The 4,413-nt window shown below is 56.2% G+C and carries 3 protein-coding genes; 2 read left to right on the forward strand and 1 reads right to left on the reverse strand.

Annotated features, from left to right (window positions below):
• Positions 1-264 precede the first annotated feature (264 nt).
• Complete coding sequence (locus ACP5E6_RS15540) at positions 265-732, forward strand: hypothetical protein (RefSeq protein ID WP_427955533.1); 468 nt, start codon at positions 265-267, stop codon at positions 730-732.
• 138 nt (positions 733-870) lie between these two features.
• Complete coding sequence (locus ACP5E6_RS15545) at positions 871-2,412, forward strand: Hint domain-containing protein (RefSeq protein ID WP_427955535.1); 1,542 nt, start codon at positions 871-873, stop codon at positions 2,410-2,412.
• A gap of 143 nt (positions 2,413-2,555) precedes the next feature.
• Here the strand turns inward: ACP5E6_RS15545 and ACP5E6_RS15550 are convergent, their stop codons facing one another.
• Entirely contained in the window at positions 2,556-3,128 is a 573-nt protein-coding gene (locus ACP5E6_RS15550; RefSeq protein ID WP_427955537.1) for a hypothetical protein, read from the reverse strand.
• Positions 3,129-4,413 lie beyond the last annotated feature (1,285 nt).

A 4,413-nucleotide genomic window follows, 5' to 3' on the forward strand; every position in this document is an offset into this window, starting at 1 on the left:
CCGGCCGACTGGTCGGCATCGAGGTTCTGAGTATGCGCCTCCGCACCAGCCAATCGGCCCCGGCTGCGGCCGCATGAAGAATCTCCCTGCCAAGTATTCATCTGCACCAGGCGCGGGCCTGGCGGGGTGTCTCGACCAGTCCCCGCGCGCCCATGACTACCACCCCTGCCCGCCCCCGCACCGGGGACTATGCGATGACTTCGCCGCAACTATCCGCCGCTTTCCATAATGCGGGATTCTGCGTCACAACAGAGGAAGAAAACCATGACACCGAACTGGCTTGGCCGGGAATGGCCCCAACTTTATCCGATCATGCCTAATTCTTCCCGGTTCCAGCTCAAGTCTTGGGGGGATGTGATCGATAGGTCTGCTGCCGGCGTCTACGTCGTGGTAGCTCTCGACCCTGAGGCTAAAGAAAACACGCCACGAATCCTGCCGCGTCTTTTTGAAAAAGACCCAAGCGGTACGCTCTATATCGGTGCCAGCGGCAACCTCGCGAGCCGATTGGGGGAACTTTGCGGGTCTACCCGTCCCGACATGAATGGGAACGGTCACGGTTTGAAGAAGCTTCGGGAATCGCCTTGGTGCGAGCGCTTTCCTGCGAGCAGTCTGGCTATCTGCTGGTGGCGTACGCCTGATCGTGAGTCAGCCCACAAACTCGAGGCCGATTACGCTATCACGAAATATGCTAAACTCTTTGGAGAACGCCCACCGTTCGACGGGTTCAAATAACCCACGCAAATTCCATAACGAACGATTCTGGGACATCAGAAGACAACTCTTCATCTAACGATGCTATCTTGCATCAGAGTATTTTCTTGTTTATCGTTGCAAGACTTAAATAATAACCATGCAAACAGAGGAAAATAAATGACAACTGTTGTATCGATCCCGACTTTTGGAGTTGGTAATATCACCTCCTCTGGAACGTATGCCATTGAGGGTTCCCTAGCTACAGTCAATATTGAAGGGCCTGGAACATCAGGAACTCCTATTACGGCAGAAATTATTGGTTTTAGTGGAGATGTTATTAGCATAGACATAAGCAACAATGCAATTAACTATCTAGATCCAAATCCAAGTATTTTAATTTCAGATAGTGTTAACGTTGGAGAAAATGCGAATTCACAGTCTATTGGTTACGGCACACTCGAGCTCGCTTCTGCATTCGCTACAGGAGCGCCGCCAATTGTAAATATCTTTGGGACAAATAACGATATTATTCTTGACTCCGGAATTACAGAATTTTCTCTCGGAAATAGTTCGTTTGGTGATATTAATCCGTTTGTCGCAACCGATACTATCGATCTACAAGGCGTACAGGCAACGTCTGATACTTTCACGCAAAATTCATTTTTTGGCGCTCCTTCTGCCGGAGGAACTCTTGTTTTAGAGAACAACGCCGGAAGTATTGTTGGAGAAGTCTTTCTTGCAGCAGGAACTTATACCTCTAACGAATTTATTATAAATTCTTCTAATGGTGGCACTGACATCACGGTCTGCTTTGCAGCCGGCACTCATATTCTGACGCAGTGCGGTGAAAAAATGGTCGATAAGCTGATCGTTGGTGATCTCGTGGTAACGCACGGCGGTCTCCTTTCACCAATCGAGTGGATTGGCCACCGACATATTGATGTTAGGCGACATCCTCGGCCTGAGAATGTTTGCCCAATTGTAATCGAAGCGAACGCACTTGAAAATGGGGTTCCGGCGCGAGATTTATATGTGTCACCAGACCATGCCATATATCTAAACGAGCATTTGATTCCGGCAAAAGCACTTATTAATGGGCATACTATCAGACAAATAACAAAAAATATTATCGATTATTATCATGTGGAACTCAATAGTCATTATGTTATATATGCAGAAAATACACTAGTTGAATCGTACCTTGATACCGGAAATAGAAATTTTTTCGATTCCAGTAATCAAATAATTCTTCATCCGGACATGGCGCAAAAACTCAGGGAAACAACCGGTTGTGCACCTCTCGTCGAACATGGCCCGGTGGTCGAAGCTGTACGGGCGAGTCTGCTGTTCCGGGCGGACATCGAGACCACGCCAGACCCGGCCCTCACGATCACGCGCCGGCCGGACGGCGTGGTGGTCATCGGTAGCCGTGGCACGATACCCGGCCATCTCTCCCCCGATCCACGCGATCGGCGTCAGCTCGGGGTCAAGATCGCGGCCATCACCCGTCAGGATGGCACAGCCATTTCGCTCGACCATCCCGATCTGATCACCGGCTGGCACGATTCCGAGCCGGACGGCCGCTGGACCGATGGATACGCCATCATCCCCGCCAGTCTCGCCGGCGAGGGAATGCCACACATCACGGTCATTGCCACCCTCGCCTACCAGCGAACCTCAAACCGCTTCAGCGATCTGAAATACCGTTCCGTGTCATAAACATCACGCTACGTCGCTGTTGAAGGAGATGGTCCGCTGATGCACGTAACCCCTGCTCAATAAAGTTATGTGTTCATAATACCGAAATCGTAATTTCTGGGCAGGTCAAAATGACCTGCCCGAATACGGTCGATTCCGATCAGCTAATCCGGCAGCACGTCGCCCGCCAGCCAGCGTACCAACCGCCCCTTGATGCCGGGCATGGTTTTAGCCTGGCGGATGGCGGTCTCGGCCTTCTCTGCACGCTGTAATGCCTCGGTAGCCCGTTCCTGCGCCTCTCGGGCGTCTTTGGCAGCATCCTTCGCCTCCACAGTCGCCACATCGATCTTCGCACGCCCTTCGGCCTCTGCCGCCCTGGCGGCGTCCAGCTCGGACTGCAAAGCCCACTCGCGGGCCTCTGCCAGCACCTCGATCTCCGCTTGTCGCATTGCCGCGTCTCGCTCGACCTCCGCGATCCGGTTCCGGGCCGCGTCCAGCTCGGCCAACAATGCCGGTGCCCCTTCACGCGGTTCCGGCTCGTTCGCTCCACCCGCCGCTCGCATGGCCGCGCGCGGTTCCATCGGGTCATTGTCGCGGGTCATCAGTTCCGCGGCACGCCGAAACAGCCCTTTGGCTGTCTCTGGTGCCACTACCTGAAACGCCTTGATGCCACGTTCCTCAAGCCCGGTACGATACCGCTTGTTCCGTTCTTGGCGCTTGGGGTCAACCTCTTTCATCGTCTCACGCGACACCTTAAGCCGTCTCACGAGACGCACTATCCGCCCCGCAACACAGGCTATGGCACACTCCATCGATTCCGAACCAGGCCGTCTCATGAGACGTCAATGGTCGTCTCACGCGCTTTCTACGGTGATCGATTTTGGACGTTTAGTAGTGCGCCCTTCGTGATGCGCACCAGGTCTGTTTGCGGACTTCGCATATCAGCCGGACCGATGATCTAAGCGCACCGGCCCCGGTGACGTTCTTCGTCTTGAATTGAACGCCGCTCGATCAGGATCGAGAGGATCGAGACTCATCTCGACTTGCGCGAACAATCTTAAGCGTTCTGCGCGAGCCAGCGCGCGCGATGGCGCGCTGGCCCTTGGGCGGCGCTTCGCGCCGCTCGCGCTGCCCTTGCCCGTGAAAAGCCCGCGCTTGGGGGGTGCCCTACGAGTGATCTCCCCGCGCAAGGTTCCGCGTGTCGTGGCTCGACCGCCGCAGGCGGGCGGGACGCGGCGCGTGGAAACGCGGGGAGATCACTCGTAGGGGGGTGATCCCCCACAGGGGATCACCCGGGGGAGCCGCCCGCCCCTCTTGGGGCGGGTGGGGGCGAAGCCCGCCGCGCCGGCCCTTGGCCGGCGCGGCCGCAAGCGGAAGACGGCGAAGCCGTCTGGAGCGCGCAGCTCCGGCGAACGAGCTCGGCGAAGCCGAGCGACGAGCCGGGGCGGAGGCAAGGATCGGGCCCAGAGGGCCGCGAAGCGGACCGGTGGGCGCGAGCCGCGCAGCAGAGGCCGCGTGGCGGCCCCTGCGAAGGGCAAGTAGAAGCGCGGACTTCCGCGCTTCTACGCGCAGCCTGGTCGCCGAGGGCCGCGAAGCGGACCGGCAGCGACCGGGCGGAGGCGAGCCTCGCAATCGCCCCCGACCCTACCAAGGTAGCGCGCGCGATGGCGCGCTGCCCTAGCATGCCAAAAGCGGCGGATTTTCGAGAGTTAATGATCGAAACGGGGGTACTTTGCGCCTCTATATGATTAGCTGAAACGGGGTCGAGATTTCTTTTGATGGCCATCGTACCGGGGGTTGGATACCACCGCCCCTAGCCACCCGGCCATTTTCTGGTGAATAATCCAGTGAATCGGTTTCACAGGAAAATCATAGGATTTTTTAGACCATGGGCGACAAAAAGAATCTCGCGCTTTTGTATGACCGGGCGGAAACAGTCTGTAAATTTTTATCCGATGAGCAGATCGCGCCGCCTCTCCACCTTGCGCGCCTGCTACGTCTGAAAACATCTACTCAGATTTA

Origin of the sequence: Acidiphilium sp., from assembly GCF_049977125.1 — a bacterium.
In the GTDB taxonomy this organism is placed as follows: Bacteria; Pseudomonadota; Alphaproteobacteria; order Acetobacterales; family Acetobacteraceae; genus Acidiphilium.

What these genes read in the sequence shown, in the direction of transcription:
- ACP5E6_RS15540 (WP_427955533.1), top strand. Translation starts at nt 265, where the DNA reads ATGACACCGAACTGGCTTGGCCGGGAATGGCCCCAACTTTATCCGATC.
- ACP5E6_RS15545 (WP_427955535.1), top strand. Translation starts at nt 871, where the DNA reads ATGACAACTGTTGTATCGATCCCGACTTTTGGAGTTGGTAATATCACC.
- ACP5E6_RS15550 (WP_427955537.1), bottom strand. Translation starts at nt 3,128, where the DNA reads ATGAAAGAGGTTGACCCCAAGCGCCAAGAACGGAACAAGCGGTATCGT.